Source organism: Burkholderia sp. b14, assembly GCF_900156195.1.
Lineage (GTDB): Bacteria > Pseudomonadota > Gammaproteobacteria > Burkholderiales > Burkholderiaceae > Mycetohabitans.
On sequence record NZ_FTPJ01000003.1, the window covers coordinates 425,353 to 445,151 of the forward strand.

Genomic DNA, 19,799 nt, shown 5'->3' on the forward strand with positions numbered 1-19,799 from the left:
CCAATCATGCAAGGGCCAGCGGGCCTATCAAAGGATCAGTGGCAAAGTTCTCGACCGCGCCAAAGCCACTCAGTGTCTCGTCCAATGCGGCAAAACCGGTCAGGGCGGTCAGCGCTGCGGCAATTTGCGCGCGGTTATTCGCGGTTTTGGCGATGGCAGGGTTGATGACCGCGTTGCGGGCATCCGGCATGGCCGTGGCCGTATTCGGTACTGCCGGGGCTGCCGCCGAGATCGGCAGGTACGGCAGGGCAGTGCTGCCTTTGGGGTAGAGGGTGAAATAGGTGAACGCCTTAACAATGTCGATCTGCCCAGTATGCGTCGGTTGATAGGTCGCCCGTGCTGACAAGGCTTTTAAACCGACCAGGCATCCGTCGATAAGCTTGCCGTTGGGATCGACATTCGATGGTTGGTCCACCGGGGCGCCCCACAATGCTTGCGGCAACGAACGCGTAAATGGCTGTGGCGGGTTCCAGCTAATCGGATTGCCATCCGCGGACGTGACCGTCACGGTCGCCTCGGAAGAGGTGATGGAGCTGACCCGCATCGGACGAATCGCCAGGGCGCCCGACTGCGATCGCAGCGTCGTGCCGGCCAAGCTGAGCTGTGTCATGGGCACGGCCGACGTCACATCAAAGAAGAACTCGTCCGCGCGTACCAGCCAGCGCACGCTGCCATCGCTGTCCTGTACCTGGTTCAACAGTCCATTGCTCACAGTCAGGTGACACAATTCAGATTGTGTCTCGGTGTTCTGGGCGGCCACTGCCAGCGCCGCGCCAGATGGCGTCGCACCTTGCCTGGGTTGAGCCAACATTCTCTTGAAGTCGCTCCACTCCAGTTTCTGGTGCTCCGTGCTTTCGCTGGCGCCAAACGGCACGCTAAACGAGATGATCCACAGATGGATGTGCACAATACCGCCGGTTGGCGGGCCATGTAGAGCCACCGTCGCACCTAATTCGAAATTCAGAGTCGTGCTCACGAAAAGGAAGTGCACGTGGTAGGACACGCCCACGTCCACGCCGATGCCCGCGGTGAAATAGAAGGGTTTCCAGTAGATCAGGAAATCCGCGTAGGCCGTGTACCAGGCGCGCAGATTGCCGGATTGATAAACGGCTTCCAGCGCGCCGCCAGCCATGATGCACGACGGCGTGAGCGCAAAATACGCGCCACCTTTGATCAGGACTTCGCCCGATACCGGCCAGTTGAAGCCCAGGCGCGAGACGAGCGGATAATAATCGGGCTGCTTAAAGGCGGGGTGGTAACCACCGATGGTAAATACAAAATCACCGGCATGCGCATTGGGGCCGAACCAGCAATAGAAAGCAAACCCGCCTATCAGGTGACAGTTCTGATCGAGCACATAAGAGTTTTGCGAGAGGACGGCTTCGGCCTTGAACAAACCCGCATCAGGCTGAAACACTACTTCGAGATCCAGTTCGACGTAGCCATAGGTGACGCCTGTCGGCGGGAAGGCGCCGTAGGATTTGCCCAAGACCAGGATCTCGAATTCCTTCCCGACCTCCAGCACTGCAACCACATTGGAGTGTATGAGTTCGAACGATGTGAACTGCACGCCGGCGGCAAACCAATATTCGCCTAGGTCAGGCAGGATGTAACTGTTCACCTTAGCCAGTACGCTCTCCAGCTGCGACGCCGCGGGCAGGCCACTGCCCGGCAGGCCCAGCTGGGACGGATCGTTCAAGCCAGAGAGCAACGGGAAGGTGGCGACTTCAGCCACTGTCGGCACTTTGACTGAACGATTGAAGCCAAAGCCCGCCGCCAGGCCGGTGACGAAGAACGCGGGCGGACCGCCAATCGCGTGGTCGAGGAATGCAAAGCCGAACAGCGAATTTTCGGTGTGCCCATTGCTGGCGATCGAGGTAAACGAACCCAGCGCCATGACCGCGAGATCAGGTGTCTTGATCAGCAGCGCGCCGTCGTATTCCGCCTGACCGTCCTGCTCGCTGAACAGCAGGCCGCCTTCGATCGTCAAAGCCGACGTCGAAAATGCCACGTCCAGCCCCTTTAAGCCCATCTTGATGTCGTCGAGGCTGTCCAGGCCAAAGATTGGCACTGTGACCGACAGCCCGCTGAGCTTAATGCTGAAAGATGAGGTGGCCAGCTCCGCATCGAGCAGCACCTGCACATCGTCGTCTATGCAGTTGAAACCGATCCGGCCGATGTGTATTGGACCGATAGATTTTTGAATGTTTATCCAAAAGATGGACCCCGGTGGCACGTTTTGTGGCGAAGCCCCATTGTTTGGATTAGCGACCAATCCGGTATTGCCAGGTGTATTCAACGGCGGGTAGGCTGGAATGGGGTTGGTGGAGCCGGACAGCGGCAGTTTCAGCTGGCTGACGGTATTCCTGCCCAGCACCAGTGTGAGTTCCAGCATAAACTGGTCGTTACCAGCCGGATCGGAAGTGCCGCTGACAGCGTGTTCAAACGCCAGCTGGAAGTCTTTCAGTGCGACCGCCGTGTCTGCAAAATCTTGGCTCACTAGCGGCATGTGTCTGGAGAGCACCAGGTCCTCGACCTTAAAACCGCCTTTCACCTTCAAGCCCTGTTCGTTGTACAGTCCGAAGAACAATGTGCCCGGCAGAATAACCGGTGATACTTCGACCGAGGCGATCGCCGTCTCGTCTGCAGAGATCGAGTCGCTAAGGGTTACCATTTTTAAGTTATCCTAATTTTAAATTTCTTGGTTTTTAAAAATTTATGCAGTGTATTTAATCCAGCCACCCAAGCCGGGCACTCTCGGCATGTTGTTTCCGTCGAGCCAGGGATAAACGGGAGGGCGTCCGGCGTAGACAGTTGCATTCAGGCTCGTCGCCAGTTCTTGACCGAGACTGCAGCAGCCAAGGGGAAGGGCACTGAAGCAAATCATCAACTTCACAATGGGGGTACGAGCTGTTCTGATCGTGTTAAGATAGTTAGTTAAGTATGCTTGACCGGCAAGAAACTGCGCAAAATCAGTCTTATACATAGGGCGTGAGAAATTGACTACATTTCCCAGTAGGTTCATATGGGTCAAGTTAGGAAATACAAAGCGTCCAATGCCGTGTATGCCGATAACAAGATCTGCTCTCCGTGCAGACGCGGGGGGGCCGCCGCTGAGGTCTTCCAGCCAAAAAAGCCTTTCTCGGTGGCCTAAATAACTGTTGTCCATGCCATTGAACTCGCCCCAAGTGACCGCAGCAACGGACAGGCCGCTGCTTGGTACCGCCATGGGATCGTTGAATTGCGTTGCGTAAATACCCGTCGACCAGTTCGGAAGATTAACCGGGAATGCTCCGTTTGGATGGGGTAGTAACGATGCGTTGTCCATTTGAGCAGGCTGAGCACCGGCCAAGGCATTCAGCGCGGTCCGCTGTGCCTCTGCCAGCGACAAAGGAACGGGCAGGCACATCGATCCGCTCAGGCCACCCATGAATTGCAAGCCGCAGCCCATCGCGCCACCGCCGATCCCACCGATTACGCCGGTGGTCAATGCTAGTGGATCGTCGAAATTTAGCTTGCCAGTCTTGGCGTAATTCTTGACGAGGGCCGAGACCACGCCGCCACCGCCGCCGCCCAAAGTCAACACAAAGCCCATCATGATTAGCCTAAGTTTTTGGACTCGCGCCGATGGCGTGGCCCCATGCTGCGCCCATCCAGCGAACAGCTTGTTGCCAATCAACGTGGAAATGAACGCGCCAGAAAATCCGCCGGCAAAACCTGACAGCAGGTCCCACTTGACGTCGCTGGTATTCAGATTCTGCACCATGCCGAACAGGCCTTGAGAGATACTCGCCGCGACGCCGCCGACAGTGGGCGAGGCGATCAATCCAGTGCCGAAACTTAGGACACCGACGACGCCGATAAGTAACGTCACCACGCTCGAGAGCGCCGACGCCACCCCAGCGCGCCATGCAGGCGGTGTCGACGGCGACAGGGCAGCTGGAACCGGTGCCTCGGAAGCCATCATCGTTATGGCGGCAACGGGTTGGGGCACAATAGGGGAAGTCGGTGGTGTGCCATTGATTAACGCAACCAGCGTTGCCGGGGCATTGGTGAATTCGTTGAGACTTTGCTTGTCGGTGAAGACGGCTTGAAACTCGCTTTCTTTGCCCTGCACTTCGAACGCTACAAAGCCAAGCAGCGCCCCCAGGAAAGCAATCAAATCCGCAATCGTGAAGGTTTTGCCAGGGAAATAGTGCGCGTAGAGCGCATTGAAGAAAGCGTTTTGGACTGGCTGTTGAAGATAGGACTTCAACGTTAGTTGGCCTATGAGCGACGAAAGCTGTCCTGAGCTAAAGACCCCGTGCAAGGAGTTCATCGCCTCATCGATCTTGAATAGATTGAAGAAGTCTTCGATCACGCTTGAAAACGGCTGCGATCCAGACACCGCATTCAGCAGATCGGTCACGCCCATGTTCAATAGCGACGCGAGATTGCTGGCGTTTAACAGGGTATTGAACGGCTCGAAAAGCTTGCCCAAGGCTTCTAGCGGGTCAGGGTTGTCGCCGGACACCTGCGCAACAACCGAGGGCGCTAACGCGGCGCCTGCCGACGGCGCTGAAAAGGGGTTCAGATAGCGCTGGACATCAAGCTTTTGCAAAAGCAGCCGCCGGGCTCTCGCGTTCGTGGAACCTGTAGTTGCGCCATTTGCGCTTCCCGTGTTGATCGTCTTGTCTGCGGTCGCCCTTTGTACGCCTTGATTATGCTGCGATATGAACGAGGTTAGCGGCTTATCGAAAATCTTACTCAAGTTTTGCTGCTGGGCTTTTATCTCGGTGCCCAACGCGTTTAAAACCTCCTGGCTTGCCGCCTTTTCGAGCGCAGCTGCCATGTTTGGCAGCTGATCGCACAGATTGTTCAGGAACGTCACGATGGCATCTTTGGCCGCAATCACTTCTGATAAAGGGTTCGAATTACCTGGCGCAGTCATCGAAGTTGCGGCAGCGAGCTGGACTGGCTGCACACGCGGCGTGTTAAGTTGAGCATAATGCAGTGAATTGTCAGCCGTGCTGACCAACACGCCATCGCCCGTGTGCGTGACTTTGCTGATAGGAATAGTGGAGGAGATGAGATTTTGGAAGGCTTTCAGACGCAAGCTCTTGGTGACGACAAGCTGCTGAACGTTGCGCACCAGTGCATGCAGTACTTTTTGGCGCCCGCCATCTGCAACGACGAGACACAGACTGATTGCCTCTGACGTTGGTCCTGGCGCCTGAGTACAAGCGACAACGTTAGGATTTTCAGGCACGAGGCTGATCTGGATTGCTGGAAGGGCTGCATTGACAGGTTGCATCCAAAGATGCCCTTCCTGCGCATTGAAAACGTACTTGCTCGTCTCATCAGCATACACGGCCATAGGTCGCTCTCCAGTGACAGTTGCTGTGCATAAGTTAACTTTAAGTTTGGTTTCACTATGGGTTATTCGCTTGCGTCAAGCATGTATCCTAGACACCGTATGAATGCTGCAGTACATTGCAGCAAGCGAACACAGCGACTGCGAGAGTGGTTCGGTGGTAAGCACACGGCCAATCAAAAATTAGCGATACATAGTCAACTCTCCGCAGAGAATGGATGTATGTCGAACCGTGTCCAGCTATCTAGACACACGCCACTATGGGTATAACGCTAGCTGCCGCGAAATCCATGGGCATTACGTAAGAGGGACGCTCCAATGATGGCGTCAGTCCGTCATTCGATATGGGTGTGTGACTGACTGACGCTAAGCACATTTTCAGCAGGACCATGGCATTCAGTGTAGGTTAACTTCATCGATTAGCAAACTTTTTTAGGAAGCGAATTGCTTCTCGTCAAACTCGGCTGAGCAGGGTAGAAAATTGTCCTAGATTCAAAAAATTGTTGCGGTAGGTTCAACAGGTCGTTGCAACATCTTCTGGTCTAATGCAAATCCAGGAGGTAAGGTAAGTGACCCAGAAAAGATGGGGCCTATCGGCCGCGCAGAAGGCGTTGTTGTGGCAGCGGTGGAAGGAGGGCGAGTCGTTAAGTGATATCGGGCGCTCGCTGGACAAACACGCAGCGTTGATCCATGCCATCGTACGCTTGCGGATAGAGAGGAGATTTCGCGCGGCCTCGGCGCCGGCTATTCGCTTCGCAAGATCGCAGCCAGCCTTGGTAGATCGCCGTCTACGATCAGCAGGGAAGTTGTTCGCCATGGTGGCTTGAGCTTGAAATCAGATCAGGCGACACCTGAAGGCCATACAGTTCCAGCAAATGGCCTTGGATCTCGCGTACACTCATGCCACGCGCATACATGCTGATAACGTGATCGTCAAAACCGGGCAGCCGGCGTTGATATTTACCCACCAATTGTGGCTCGAACCTGGCCTGCCGATCACGGGGGATAGCCAACTTCAGTTCGCCGCTGGGCGTGATCACTGTCTTGGGGCGGGTTCCGTTGCGATGATTGCCATCCTTGCCTTGCTCGACTTCGCTTTCCAGGTGGTGCGTCAGTTCCGCCGCGAGCATGCGCTCAGCCAGTTGCTTCTTCAGTTGCCCGGTTAAGCCCGATTCGCCCAGAATCGACTCGGCATCCTTGCTTTGCACCTGCGCTAGCAGTTGACCAATGAGCTCATCGGGGAACAGCTTCGGCGCCTTCGGGTTCTTACTCTTCTTCACTTTGGCTTCGGTCATAGCACGTTTATTTCCGTTATCGTCTCATGACCTCGACACACTAAAATTCTGACAGGCTCCAATCACCTGGGATCGGGGCATGGAGCTCGCTCAACACAAGAAATTCACGGTGATAATGTTCAGGTCTACTTCTGCGATCCTCAAAGTCCATGGCAGCGCGGCACGAATGAGAACACCAACGGCCTTCTGCTCCAGTACTTCCCGCGAGGTACTAACCTTGCGGGCTACTCGCAGGCAGAATTGAACAAAATCGCCATGCAGTTGAATCAACGTCCGAGAAAAATGTTGGGATTCGCGACGCCAGCAGGTAAACTAAACGCCAGCATCGGTGTTGCATCCATTAGTTGAACCTGCCAGTGCGTTTTTCGCGCAGGCGCAGCTCAAGCGCCGATTCAAGTCCTAAAGGCCTTCGTCGATCCGCATCGCGACACCTTCGGGCTCGAGCCGATCTGCAAGCTGCCCCGTCGGGCTACCGACGCCATACGGCGCTGCTTCGCGACCCGTCGAGACGCTGCGCTCGTGCAAAACGCGATGAGATGCTGCAACCCGAGATCAGGCGTGTTTGGCAAGTCAACATGCAGGTCTATGGCGTGCCAAAGGTCTGCAGACAGATGAAGCGGGGAGGCATTGTGGTGGCACGCTGCACGGTCGAACGACTGATGAGGCTGCAGGCCTTGCGTGGCACGATCCGCGGCAAGCGTGTGCGCACAACGATTCCCGATATGACCGTGCCGCGCCCGCTGGAGCCAGCCAACCGTCAGTACAAGGCTGGCCGAGCGAATTAGCTCCGGGTGTCGGATTCACCTATGTTTCGACATGGCAGAACTGGCTGTACGTGGCGTTCGTGATCAACGTGTTCGCCCGTCGCATCGTTGGCTGGTGCGTCAGTTCGTCGATGACCACGAAATTCGTTCTGGATGCACTTGAACAGGCGTTGTACACCCGCCAGCCGAGCAACGACGGAACACTGGTCCATCATTCGGACTGAACTGGCCTGCAATCCTTTCGTGCAACGCCACTAGCTCGCGCTCCCATCCTTTCACCAGGGTCTTCATCAATCATGCGCCACATAGAATCCTTTCGTGATTTTAATCGATCATAGTTACGGCTGTAGTATTAGAGTCGCTAACGCAACCTGGACGTTTGCCATCGGCGAGCGTGCCGCTGGCTTGCTGCATCCAAACAACAACAGGGCCACCGTTATGCAACACGCGCGTCATAGCTGTCGTAGCGCAGCGGACCCCAGTAAAGAGTCTTGGCAATGTGCTTGGCTGTCTCCCGCGGCAAATCCTGCATGAGGCCGGTATAGCCCCACGCGAGCGCGACACGTTGGATGATGTCAAATATTAGTTCAATTCTCCGAAGTGAGGCCAGCCTAGAAAATTAGGATATAAAAAATGAAAAATTTACACACCACAATATCTTGTGAAAATAGTGCCGATATAAGGATTTTTAATACCGAGAGTAACTGAATTTTACTATAATTCAAAAGCTAAATGCGAGCGGTACAGGGGTAGGAGAAAATAGAGAGTGATTGAATTGAAGTTGGCTTGACATGCTAGTTAGTTGACCTAATATGAAATTACCGTGACAAAATTATTGCACTTGTCGCGAGCTGGCTATGTCAACATAGGCCGGAAAGTGTGAGGAGAATGGCTGCATGTTTATTAATTTGTTTATATTGCATTATTTTTTGCTTGTGTGAAATTTGCAATTAATGAGGAAAATTGGGGTGGCGCCTCGATGCAATTGGAAAATAAATTACAATAATAGCCTCATTTCAGTTGTTGATGGGTATTCTAGATTTCCTCGATTTGTTTTATAAGTTTATTGTTGAAGGGGAAAATTATGAGTTTTTGGTATAGGGTGATTGATAGAAATAAACGTCATCCGTTGCCCAGTACTCGCATGCTGAGACGCGCCAACCCAAATGCTTCACTCTTCTAGAGCGGAAAATCCGTTCATCGGGAATCGTTTGGCTCCACCTATTAATGACTAGGAGAGAGTGACATGTAAAGTTACCTTAAAAAGCGCAAGAGGCCGTACGTAAAAGTGAGGTGTTCAGTGAGTCAGGGGCGGCTTTCAAAGGCGGAGCAAGTTTTTCTGCCGCTTTGTAATAAAGTTGGCAACATATACTTGTTCGCTTTTTATGGGATCAATCTTAATTTTTGTGGGAGTTATGTCATGAGTTTCAAAATTATAAGTTTCGATGGGGGTGGCATCCGCGGCTTAATTAGCGCGCTGCTCGTTAAAGATCTTGATGCTAAATTCAATATTATTAATAAATCTGATGGTTTTGTGGGGACTTCTACAGGAGGTCTATTGGCACTTGGTTTGGCTCAGGAAATACATATTATAGATATTATTAATATTTATAAAAATAAGGGAGGTGAAATATTCAAGAATAATAGTAACTGGTGGAAACGAGAAAAAGATTTGACGACAAAATTGGAGAACTCAGGATTATGGCATTGTCGATATGTGAACGACGGTCTAAAAGATGTTGTTCAAGGACTGCTGGGAAGTGCTTTGATGTCATCTGCGAAAACTTTCGTAGCGGTTAACTCGGCTCAATTGTGGGAGAAGGCAAACGATAGCTGGATTCCATGCATGATTTCCAATTGTCAAGGAAATATTTACCGCAGCATCACAATGGCCGATGCAGCATTGGCGACATCGGCCGCACCAACTTATTTTCCACCTTATCATGTAACGGATGATAACCTAGGTTACTTTGTAGACGGTGGTGTTTTTGCCAACAATCCGTCTATAGTTGCTATTTCTGAGGCGCTATATAGCGGAGCCGCTACTGATTTAGGCAGCATTCGCATGCTGTCGCTGGGAACTGGGCGAACGCCGGTTGGAATAAAGCCTGCCGTTTTTGACAAATACGATCCGAACGAGTGGGGTGTTACATACTGGCTATGGCCTGAGTTATGGGAAGAAATTATTCCGCCGGCAGCTCTGTTGAGCCTTACTATGGATGCCACAGCTGAACTAGCAGTACTGCAAGCGGAGCAAATGCTTGGAAACCACTATCAACGCGCAAACTTTATGCTTAGTCAGCCCTACGCCATGGACGACTGGGAGCATGTTGCCTTACTCGAAGAAAAGACAAACCAGTATTTGCACACCCAAGAATGGAACAATGTGTGTAACTGGATTGACCAAAATTGGCAGTAAGCTTCTTGAGAGATGTCACGGATCAATATAATGGGCACCTGATGGAAGTCATAATAACTGGAACGGCGGCTGTGACAGGAGGCGCGACCATATAAGAAATGTCGTATTCGACATCATCACGCCGATCTTGTGCGACCGTTCCTATAGTTTAGTCTCAGTGGCAAGGTGCGTGCGGATTTTCTCGCAGACAGTCCGCGTTTGGGTGGTGACGCCTGCTACGGCATTGCACAGGTTGGTGCCGCAATGTGCCATGTCTCATCACTGTCTTTAAGTGGAAGATCCTGTCCGCCGGTAAGAAGCGCTCGGAGTCAAGGAGGGCAGGCGCCTCGTAGACTGCCCTCCGCCTGATACCATTCTTGAGGATCGGCGAGCCTTCCTGCGTCCTCGGTCTGTTTGGCCGCGCCCCTTGCTCCGCTGGTGGGGCAGCATATAAACGACTTGCGAGCTTTGTGCCGGCGGCGTTCGCTTAGCAGGCGTTATCGGCGACAATGGGCCACCGCTCATGCTGCCACACGGTCACAGAGGGTGAACGGTCATTTTGGCGCCATGAAGGCCCCGTGCAGCCCATTTAAGCCAAACTGAACCCCCATACAGACCAGCATGAAACCCATTACTCGGGAAATAGCATCGGTGCCAGACCTTCCCAACAAATGAAGCACCCGTGATGCGCTGCGCAAAGTCATCCACAGAATCAACGTAAGCGCAATATCGACGGTTAGTACGACGAGGTGATCGATCAGACTATACCCACCCGTTCGGTGGATTGCTGAAGCATCGCTAACAATCATCGCGATCGCGCCTGGGCCAACGGTCACGGGCAAGGTAAGTGGAATAAAAGCCACATTTGCTGGAGGCGTTGATGCTATTTTCTTTTGTGTTTCAATCTCGTGATACTTTGGGAAGAGCATTCCAAAACCAATATAGGTGACAATCATCCCTCCCGCGACACGCATTCCTGGAACTGAAATGCCAAACGCATTCATAATGGCACTACCTGCGTAAAAACAAGCTAGTAGAGATATCAGTACATAAAACGCGGTCAAATTGATCTGTTGATTGCGCTGCGTAGGGCTCATGTGAGCACTCAATCCGAGAAATACGCTAGCGCTGGTAATTGGGTTGATGATTGGTAAAAGCGTTATCAAGCCAATTCCAACATAATTCAGATAGTCACTCATAATGTTGAACTCCTCTTCCATGCGTAGCTCATGCCATTGGTTCCAGGTTGTGGACCGCCTAACCGTTTCCTCGCATATTCCGCGCCTGCTTTCAGAAGCATCGGCTGTGCCACCGGAAAAATACGATGATGAACGGGACTGCTGAGATGTTTCTTGCAGCTTATTTCCGCACATCGCGACGAAATGGACACTGGCAGGGGGCCCGAAATGGGCACTGGCAGGGGGCTGGGCAGTCGCTCGCTGTCGAGCTCCAGTCGCCTAAACCGGTTAAGCTGAAGCTGCGCTCGAGCATGCAGAGGTGGGGCAACAGCACGATGATAAGGATTCTGGTTAAGCATGAATAGTGTCAGCTATGCTGCTCAGTCTGCGTCATATCGCAGCACGCCAAATCCTTTACAGGAACGGCCGCTACGCTATACAAATGGTGATCCAGCCACCAGGATGAATGCTGTGATGCAGCTTACAAGGCACTAGGTTAGCGTAGGGCAGTACATGCGTAGAACTGGTAAGGACAACAGTGAGACATGACTATTTTAAACTACTTAGTATGATAAGCACCAGTCGTGAACAATGGTACATGCGGTTCAAGCTGCGTCCCGATGAAGTTCGACCGTTGCTTTGGAGTGCGCTAGGTCTTTTCTGGTTATCGTTAGCCTATTACCTAATCCGGCCTATCCGTGACACGATGGGCGCCGTGAGCGGCGTGCAAAAACTGACGTGGTTATTCAGCGCCACATTGTTGTGCATGTTGCTTATTTCATTTTTATTTTCAAAATTATTAAACAAAGTTCCTTTGCAGCGTGCAGTTTCGATCAGTTATCGAGTTTGCGTCGCGATCCTTGTAATCTTTGCAATTCTAATGCGATCTTCTGTACCAGAACAGGCATTTTGGATGGAGGATGTGTTTTTCATTTGGGTTTCTGCCTATAGCGTTTTTGCGATGACCCTGTATTGGATGATGACTATCGACAAGTTCAACAAAGAGCAAGGCGGGCGACTTTTTGGAATGGTGTCAGCCGGCGCGAATTTGGGTGCGCTGGCAGGTTCAGGTGTGAGTACTGCGCTGTCAGGCCTGCTTGGTCCAGGGTGGACATTGGCAATTGCAGCAATTTTACTCGAATTAGCGGCTCGCAGTACACTGCATCTTACATCAACGTCAACGGAACTAGATAAGAAACGTAGGAGGATAGCTTATCTGGGTAAGAGGAAGCGTGCCGGCAGCATAACGAGCGGAGTCCAACAGGATGATAATACAAATGTAAACAGCCTTACAAAAATACTTCGCATTGTTCCAGCCCTACGATCTTTCCACGTCGCGGGCCTATGCGTCTACGTTGCTCTCTTGTCGCTAACGTCAACAGCATTGTATTTCCATCAAGCTATAATAATACAAGGTCTAGATATTGATAATAAAGAACGTATTAAATTATTTTCATCGATTGACCTTGCCGTCAACGCTGTCACAATAATAATTCAATTGTTTTTAACTGGTCGCGTAATTCGTTATTTGGGGATTTCTATTGCTCTTGCAATGGCGCCAGTAACAAGCACCATAGGCTTTGGCATGCTTGCCTGGAAGCAGACAGTCGCAACCCTCATTGCATTTAGAGTAATTTCTCGTATCATAAATTTTTCAATTACCAAACCCGTTCAGGAAACACTATTTGCAGCTATAGACGAAAAAATAAGATATAAGATCAAGAGTTTTATTGATACAGTAGCTTATCGCTCAGGTGACCAATTGGGCGCTTGGGCCTATGCCGGCATGGGGATGCTAGGCTTATCCATAAGCGCAATTTCTTTTGTAATGGTACCATTGTCAATATTTTGGCTGCTTAACGGGGTTAGGTTAGGGCGCCAATACGCGAGATTGGCAGCGGCACAACCGGATTCCGATTCCTCGTAATGACGTTTAGCGCCACGGCTTGAGTTTGCCGTCCACCACATTCGGTCTAGCTGGCACATCGTCATGGTTATCCGCTCTGTCGTTACCATCGAAGCCTCCGGCACTGGATTTCCAGCCGCAGGCTTGCACGAGGCTAGTCCAGCCACGCCGCATTCCCGGTACCGGATCACTAGCCGTTCGATCTGCCGTACCGTCAGACCTAGCCGCTCAGCGGCATGCCTGTGCTTGAGCTCCCTATCTACAACAGCCTGTACCACCTTCAGACGGTCCAGTTCTCGCATATTCAATGTCACCAGTGCTGCTCGATGTCGATGCATGGCCGGCTCCGTCATCCTACCAGGAACCAGCAAGCATATCGAGGTCCAAACACGACATCTCTTGCAAGGCGATTGTGCGCGGCAAAAGGGTGGTTGCGGACTTATATCCGGACTCGATCGCGGGCGTGCCCGCCGGCCCCGATGGATTTCGCCGCAAAGGTCCTAATCTAATTAGCGGACTCGAGGTCCGAGAAATGTCTCAGGCTTGCCTTTGCACGGTCCAACCTGTCTTGCCATCGTTCAATACACCTGTGCAACCGTGGATAAATAAAAACTACGGGCAATATGTTTCGTGCTTGAGATGACTGATCGTGCACCGTGAATGAGTAGGGTGTGTAAATAGACGTCACCGCGTTTGCTGATGCCACCCAACCGGACTTTGCCGCCTGAGCTGTTCTGCCTCGGCACAAGGCCTAGATAGGCTGCAAATTCACGTCATCAAGCGCCCGTAGCCGCGAGAGCTGATGGCGAAGAACTCGACGTAATGGATCTGAAAAACGCGCTTAGCCAGGTCGATGGCGATCGTCGTGGGCTCCATTGAATCTCTCCTTAACGGAAGAACGCAAAGATGCGATAATTCACGTTATGTAAAATATGGCATTATGTTGTTTAGCCTGGGCTCTGACGGTTGTCATGGACTAACTGGACCAGCAAAGCAAACAGCTGTTCGTAAATCCCTCCAACACTTCGTTTTTCTGCGCTTGGTTATCAAAAAGTGCGTATCGTCAACGTTATACGTTATACGTTAGCTCACGAAGAAAAACAGAAAGGCGCCGACGTACAGCCTAGCAACTTACAGTCCCATGCGCGGCTAGACACGCTTGGAGGTCAAGACGGCCGCGTTACCAAAAGAAAGAAAAGCGCTGACTCCACTCGGTCCGCCATTAAGCAGTCGGGTCGATTTGCGCTGAAATCGTCGAGTCAGAACGGCGCGTTGGTGCTAGAACGAACCACTAAGCGCGCGTCCGATAAGAATCACACTGAAGACCCGACCATATTGCGACTGCAGAAGTCAGTACGGGAGGGCCCACTTTTTCGATGCTGGACTTCAGGCCGAAGCAGCCTCTCACAAGGTCTAAAGAATTGATCGGTACATTTCTTCAGCTTTGTTCCGACCCCAAGGCAGCGAAGTACGCAAGCCACTTGCGCCATTTTGTGAAATGGGCTGCAGAAGAGCCAGGCCGAGGAACGCTGGATGATGTAATAAATTCCGAGTTGACGCCGAAGAATCAGCCTACTATCAACGCTTGGCGGAAGGATCCACACAACCCTTACGCCCGCGAAGGTTACGCCGCATTTAATGCCTTACGGGCAACGTACGGTAAAACGGTCGACCCACACAATAAGCCGTTACCACGCTATGATACGTTGATGAACCTTAATGACGCTTAGAAAGCGACTTCCCTGCCGGGGATTTGTTGCTAGCCGTTGAAACTGCTGCAGCCGCACGCCGATTCGCGCAGCGATGCCGCCCGACCCTAGATCCGCACCGCTGGCGCGACGTAAGGACATTCGTAGCGCCGGCGCACCGTGCCGTTCTCGTCGACACTTTCCAGGTGCACGTTAAACTGCCACAGCCGCGCCATGTGTTTGAGCACCTCTTCGGTGTCGCTGCCCAGATGTCGATGGTCGGTCATGAAGTGACGCAGCGTGAGACTGCGATCACCTCGTGTATTCACTGACCATACTTGGATATTTGGCTCACGGTGATGGATATCATACTGGCGCGACAGCGCCTGCCGGACGTATTGGTAGCCGCTTTCATCATGGATCGCGGAGACTTCCAGAGCCTCTTTCGAATCGTCGTCCAGGATCGAGAACAGCCGCATGTCCCGGATCAATGACGGCGACAAATATTGGGCAACGAAGCTTTCATCTTTGAAGTTGCGCATCGCATAGTCGAGTGCCTCGAGCCACGAGCTGCCCGCCAAGTCGGGAAACCAGCGCCGGTCCTCGTCGGTTGGCTGCTCACAGATGCGGCGAATGTCCGTCATCATCGAAAACCCCAGCGCATACGGGTTGATCCCGCTGTAATACGGTTTGGTCACCGGTGGCTGGTAGACGACATTGCTGTGCGAATGCAGAAATTCGAGCATGAAGCCGTCAGCCAGCTTGCCTTCGTTGTACAGCGTATTGAGCAGTGTGTAGTGCCAGAAGCAGGCCCACCCTTCATTCATCACCTGGGTTTGCCGTTGCGGATAGAAGTACTGCCCGATCTTGCGCACGATTCGTATGACTTCGCGTTCCCATGGCTCCAATAGCGGGGCATTCTTTTCGGCGAAATACAACAGGTTTTCCTGCGGCTCGGGCGGATAGCGGGTTTCATCCGCGTCGTCCACGGTTTCGGGCTTGGAGCGCGCTGGCAGTGTGCGCCATAATTCGTTGACTTGCGTCTGCAAATACGCCTCGCGCTCGCGTTGCCGCTCCAGTTCCCGCTGTAGCGACAACTTTTGAGGACGCTTATAGCGGTCCACGCCGTAGTTCATCAGCGCATGGCATGAATCGAGCAACTCCTCGACGCGGTCCAGGCCGTAGCGCTCCTCGCATTCGGCAATGTAGTGCTTGGCATAGACCAGGTAGTCGATGATCGCGTGAGCGTCGGTCCACAGCCGAAATAGATAATTGCCTTTAAAAAACGAGTTGTGGCCGTAGGCCGCATGCGCGATCACCAGTGCTTGCATCGTCATCGTGTTTTCTTCCATCAGATAGGCGATGCAGGGATTCGAATTGATGACGATTTCGTATGCTAGTCCCATCTGGCCGCGCCGGTAGCTTTTCTCGGTCGCAAGAAAGTGCTTGCCGAAAGACCAGTGCCGGTAATTGACCGGCATGCCGACCGACGCATACGCGTCCATCATCTGCTCGGCGCTGATCAATTCCAGCTGGATCGGATAGGTGTCAAGTTTATAGTGCTCTGCCACGCGCGCAATTTCAGCGTCATAGCGTTCAATTAGCTCGAAGGTCCAGTCCGACGGACTCGGCAATGGCCGGCGACCATTGCCATGGTCGCTCGGTCGCATGCGGGTATCCCCGCTAGCATCGTCACCGAGCATCGCGACACGTTCCTCGCCCGGCTGGCGAGATTTTGGTTTGGAGTTCATGCGGCCACCTGTTTTTCGAACAATTCGCGAAACACTGGATAGATGTCCGCCGCGTCATCGACCTTTTTCATCGTGAAATGAGGTACTGCGTCAGCCAGCTGGCTGTATTCGAACCATAGGTTCTGCACTTCCTGGGCTACCTGGATATACGCAAAGTACCGCGTTTTTGGCAGGATGTCGTTTTCCAGCAGCTTACGGCATTTTGGCGAATCGTCCGTCCAATTGTCGCCATCGGATGCCTGTGCGCCATAAATATTCCATTCTGTCGGCGAATAGCGCTCGTCAATGATCTTCTTCATTAGCTCCAACGCACTGGAGACCACGGTGCCACCGCTTTCGGTCGAGTGAAAAAAAGTATCCTCGTTGACCTCTTCCGCACGCGTGTGGTGCCGGATGAACACCACCTCGATCTTTTCATAGTTACGCGTCAGAAACAGGTATAGCAGGATGAAGAAGCGCTTGGCCAAGTCCTTGCGCTGTTCGTCCATCGAACCGGAAACGTCCATCAAGCAAAACATGACTGCCTGGCTGGACGGAGTGGGTTGCTTGACGCGATTCACGTAGCGCAGGTCGAATGGGTCAATGAACGGTATCCGCCAGATGCGTCCCTTCAGGTGATGGATTTCATCCTCGAGCCGTTTGATCTCGGCCCGGCGATCGCCCGGGTCGTCCTTCAACTCGTCCAGTTGCGCCTCGAGTTCGCGCAGCTGGTTGACCAACGGCGCACCAAGCGCGATGCGCCGACTCAGCGCACTGCGCAATGAGCGCACGACGTCGATGTTGTTCGGCGTGCCTTCGGTCGCCCAGCCGGCACGCTGGTTCTTCCAACTTGGCACCGCCATCAGGTGTGTCTTAACCAATCGTGGCAGTTCCAGGTCGTCGAAGAAATACTGCATGAATTCCTCGCGAGACAACTCGAACACGAAGTCGTCCTGCCCCTCGCCTTCGTTGCTCGCCTGTCCTCCGCTCCCACTCCCCCCACCGCCGGGCGGGCGCGGAATTTTGTCGCCTTTCACGTAGTCCGCGTTGCCTGGATGGACGATTTCGCGCCGCCCGCCCGGTGCATGATGGAACATCGGCTCGCCGATATCCTTCTTCGGAATCGTGATGCTCTTCGTACTCTGGATGTCCTTGATGCTGCGGTCGCGCACGGCCTCGGACACCGCTTCGCGGATATAGTGCTTGACCCGTCGCAAGAAGCGTTCGCGATTCGCAATACTCTTATTCTTGCCGGCAAGTCTGCGGTCGATGATCTGATGAAGCACGTTGCCGTCCCCCGCTGTCGTGAAAGGCGCAACCCGCGCACGCGGCGCGGCGACGCGCGCGGTGATGTTCGCCGCCGCGCCGGCACCGCCCCGGTACACAAGACGCCGCGTTGCTTATGGCGCCAATACGCTATGCACGCTTGCTGTTAGGAAGACTTGCGCACGCGTAGATACCAGTCGCACAGCAGGCGGACCTGCTTAGGCGTGTAACCCTTGGCGACCATCCGGTTGACGAAGTCCTCATGCTTGCGTTGCTCCTCGGCGGAGCCCTTCGCGTTGAATGAAATAACCGGCAGAAGTTCCTCCGTGTTGGAGAACATTTTCTTCTCGATCACAACACGCAGCTTTTCGTAGCTGATCCACGCCGGATTCTTGCCACCATTAGCTGCACGCGCACGCAGGACAAAGTTGACAATCTCGTTGCGGAAATCTTTTGGATTACTGATTCCCGCCGGCTTTTCGATTTTCTCCAATTCCGCGTTCAACGCCGCGCGATCGAAGCTCTCGCCGGTGTCGTGATCCCGGAACTCTTGATCCTGGATCCAGAAGTCCGCATAAGTCACATAGCGGTCGAAAATGTTTTGGCCGTATTCGGAATACGATTCCAGATAGGCAGTCTGGATCTCTTTGCCGATGAACTCCGCGTAGCGCGACGCCAGAAGCTCCTTGACGAACGATAAGTACTTTTGTTCAATTTCCGGTGGGAACTGCTCGCGCTCGATCTGCTGCTCGAGCACGTACATCAGGTGTACCGGGTTGGCGGCAACCTCAGCCGTGTCGAAATTGAACACCCGCGACAGGATCTTGAACGCGAAGCGTGTCGAGATGCCTGTCATGCCTTCGTCAACGCCAGCGTAGTCGCGATACTCTTGGTACGACTTCGCCTTCGGATCGGTGTCCTTCAGGTTTTCGCCGTCATAGACCAGCATCTTAGAAAACAGACTGGAGTTTTCCGGCTCCTGCAAGCGAGTTAGCACGGCGAACTGCGCCATCATCTTCAGCGTGCCCGGTGCACAAACAGCGGAACCGAGCGACGAGTTCCGGATCAACTTGTCATAAATCTTGATCTCTTCCGAGTAGCGTAGGCAGTACGGCACCTTGATCACGAAAATCCGATCGAGCAGCGCCTCGTTATTCTTGTTGTTCCGGAATGCTTTCCATTCCGATTCGTTCGAGTGCGCAAGGATAATACCGTCGAACGGAATCGCGCCGAAGCCCTCCGTACCCTTGAAGTTGCCTTCCTGCGTGGCGGTCAGTAACGGGTGCAGCACCTTAATCGGAGCCTTGAACATTTCGACGAACTCGAGCAGGCCCTGGTTGGCCAGGCACAGTCCCCCCGAGTAGCTGTACGCGTCGGCATCGTCCTGCGCATACTGCTCCAGCTTGCGGATATCGACCTTGCCGACCAGCGATGAGATGTCCTGGTTGTTCTCGTCACCCGGCTCGGTCTTCGCAATTCCAATCTGACGCAGCACCGATGGATAGCGCTTGACCACGCGGAACCGGCGGATATCGCCGTTGTACTCGTGTAGGCGCTTGACGGCCCACGGAGACAGGATACTTTTCAGGTAGCGGCGAGGTATTCCATACTGCTCTTCAAGGATCGGGCCATCCTCGTCGTAGTCGAACAAGCCGAGCGGTGATTCGTTGACCGGCGAGCCTTTAATCGAGTAGAACGGCACTCGCTCCATTAATTGCTTCAAACGCTCCGCGATCGACGATTTACCGCCGCCGACCGGCCCAAGTAGATACAGGATCTGTTTCTTTTCCTCGAGCCCCTGTGCAGAATGGCGGAAATAGGCGACGACCTGCTCGATTACCTCTTCCATGCCATAGAACTCACGGAATGCCGGGTAAATCTTGATGACTTTGTTGGCAAAAACACGCGACAACCTCGGATCATTGCGGGTATCGACGTGTTCCGGCTCCCCGATCGCCATCAACATGCGTTCGCCAGCCGTGGCGTACGCGGCAGGATTGTTCTTGCACAGTTCGAGATACTCTTCTAACGAGAACTCTTCCTCTCTCGTCTTTTCGAAGCGGGTCGCGAAACTGTTGTAAATATCCATACCACCTCCTCGCCGATATTCAACGAGAGCTGCCGGTCAAGCGCCGCGGTGCACGCGTCGTATCACGCGCTCGGGCCGGTCGACCGGCATGCCCTTAGACTCATCCTAATCCTATTTCGGGAGAATTTCACC

At 53.3% G+C, this 19,799-nt stretch carries 7 protein-coding genes, 6 pseudogenes and 1 other annotated feature; of the genes and pseudogenes, 5 read left to right on the forward strand and 8 right to left on the reverse strand.

The annotated features are described in order from the left end of the window. Positions 1–4: 4 nt before the first annotated feature. Together B0B13_RS06520 and B0B13_RS06525 are read right to left on the reverse strand one after the other, a co-directional pair. Positions 5–2,674, reverse strand: coding sequence for a DUF6603 domain-containing protein (locus tag B0B13_RS06520; protein ID WP_076795148.1), 2,670 nt, complete (start codon positions 2,672–2,674; stop codon positions 5–7). Positions 2,675–2,716: 42 nt separating this feature from the next. After that, a complete protein-coding gene (locus B0B13_RS06525; RefSeq protein WP_076795151.1) occupies positions 2,717–5,356 on the reverse strand; it encodes a hypothetical protein in 2,640 nt (879 codons plus the stop codon). Between the two features lie 566 nt (positions 5,357–5,922). Here B0B13_RS06525 and B0B13_RS19180 point away from each other — a divergent pair. Continuing rightward, positions 5,923–6,176: pseudogene (locus tag B0B13_RS19180) on the forward strand (helix-turn-helix domain-containing protein); the annotation flags it as partial. A gap of 4 nt (positions 6,177–6,180) precedes the next feature. On the opposite strand, the pseudogene B0B13_RS06535 reads toward B0B13_RS19180, so the two are convergent. Further along, positions 6,181–6,648, reverse strand: a pseudogene (locus tag B0B13_RS06535) (transposase); the annotation flags it as partial. Positions 6,649–6,709: 61 nt separating this feature from the next. On the opposite strand from B0B13_RS06535, the pseudogene B0B13_RS06540 reads away from it, so the two are divergent. From B0B13_RS06540 to B0B13_RS06550, 3 genes and pseudogenes are all read left to right on the forward strand, one after another. Next, positions 6,710–6,996 (forward strand): annotated as a pseudogene (locus B0B13_RS06540) (IS30 family transposase); the annotation flags it as partial. Positions 6,997–7,005: 9 nt separating this feature from the next. Then, positions 7,006–7,112: a sequence feature (AL1L pseudoknot), on the forward strand. Further along, positions 7,012–7,633: pseudogene (locus tag B0B13_RS06545) on the forward strand (IS3 family transposase); the annotation flags it as partial. Its footprint overlaps the feature before it by 101 nt. 1,199 nt (positions 7,634–8,832) lie before the next feature. Continuing rightward, the gene (locus B0B13_RS06550; RefSeq protein WP_076795153.1) at positions 8,833–9,831 is read left to right on the forward strand and encodes a patatin-like phospholipase family protein; all 999 of its coding nucleotides are present in this window, start codon (positions 8,833–8,835) and stop codon (positions 9,829–9,831) included. A 533-nt stretch (positions 9,832–10,364) separates the two neighbouring features. Here the strand turns inward: B0B13_RS06550 and B0B13_RS06555 are convergent. Next, the gene (locus tag B0B13_RS06555; RefSeq protein WP_235090395.1) at positions 10,365–11,030 is read right to left on the reverse strand and encodes a MarC family NAAT transporter; all 666 of its coding nucleotides are present in this window, start codon (positions 11,028–11,030) and stop codon (positions 10,365–10,367) included. A 526-nt stretch (positions 11,031–11,556) separates the two neighbouring features. Between B0B13_RS06555 and B0B13_RS06565 the strand changes: the two genes are divergently transcribed. Then, on the forward strand, positions 11,557–12,915 hold the full coding sequence (locus B0B13_RS06565) for an NTP/NDP exchange transporter (RefSeq protein ID WP_255785433.1): 1,359 nt from the start codon (positions 11,557–11,559) through the stop codon (positions 12,913–12,915). 605 nt (positions 12,916–13,520) lie between these two features. On the opposite strand, the pseudogene B0B13_RS06580 reads toward B0B13_RS06565, so the two are convergent. From B0B13_RS06580 to B0B13_RS06595, 4 genes and pseudogenes are all read right to left on the reverse strand, one after another. Continuing rightward, positions 13,521–13,667, reverse strand: a pseudogene (locus B0B13_RS06580) (transposase); the annotation flags it as partial. Positions 13,668–14,710: 1,043 nt separating this feature from the next. After that, a pseudogene (locus B0B13_RS06585) lies at positions 14,711–16,225 on the reverse strand (SpoVR family protein); the annotation flags it as partial. Between the two features lie 104 nt (positions 16,226–16,329). Further along, a complete protein-coding gene (locus B0B13_RS06590; protein WP_076797189.1) occupies positions 16,330–17,598 on the reverse strand; it encodes a YeaH/YhbH family protein in 1,269 nt (422 codons plus the stop codon). A 146-nt stretch (positions 17,599–17,744) separates the two neighbouring features. Continuing rightward, positions 17,745–19,667, reverse strand: coding sequence for a PrkA family serine protein kinase (locus B0B13_RS06595; RefSeq protein WP_076795161.1), 1,923 nt, complete (start codon positions 19,665–19,667; stop codon positions 17,745–17,747). Positions 19,668–19,799 lie beyond the last annotated feature (132 nt).

Bases quoted from the DNA above. Each gene is read 5' to 3' on its own strand.
- B0B13_RS06525 (WP_076795151.1), bottom strand. From the start codon at position 5,356: ATGGCCGTGTATGCTGATGAGACGAGCAAGTACGTTTTCAATGCGCAG.
- B0B13_RS06520 (WP_076795148.1), bottom strand. From the start codon at position 2,674: ATGGTAACCCTTAGCGACTCGATCTCTGCAGACGAGACGGCGATCGCC.
- B0B13_RS06565 (WP_255785433.1), top strand. From the start codon at position 11,557: ATGATAAGCACCAGTCGTGAACAATGGTACATGCGGTTCAAGCTGCGT.
- B0B13_RS06550 (WP_076795153.1), top strand. From the start codon at position 8,833: ATGAGTTTCAAAATTATAAGTTTCGATGGGGGTGGCATCCGCGGCTTA.
- B0B13_RS06595 (WP_076795161.1), bottom strand. From the start codon at position 19,667: ATGGATATTTACAACAGTTTCGCGACCCGCTTCGAAAAGACGAGAGAG.
- B0B13_RS06555 (WP_235090395.1), bottom strand. From the start codon at position 11,030: ATGGAAGAGGAGTTCAACATTATGAGTGACTATCTGAATTATGTTGGA.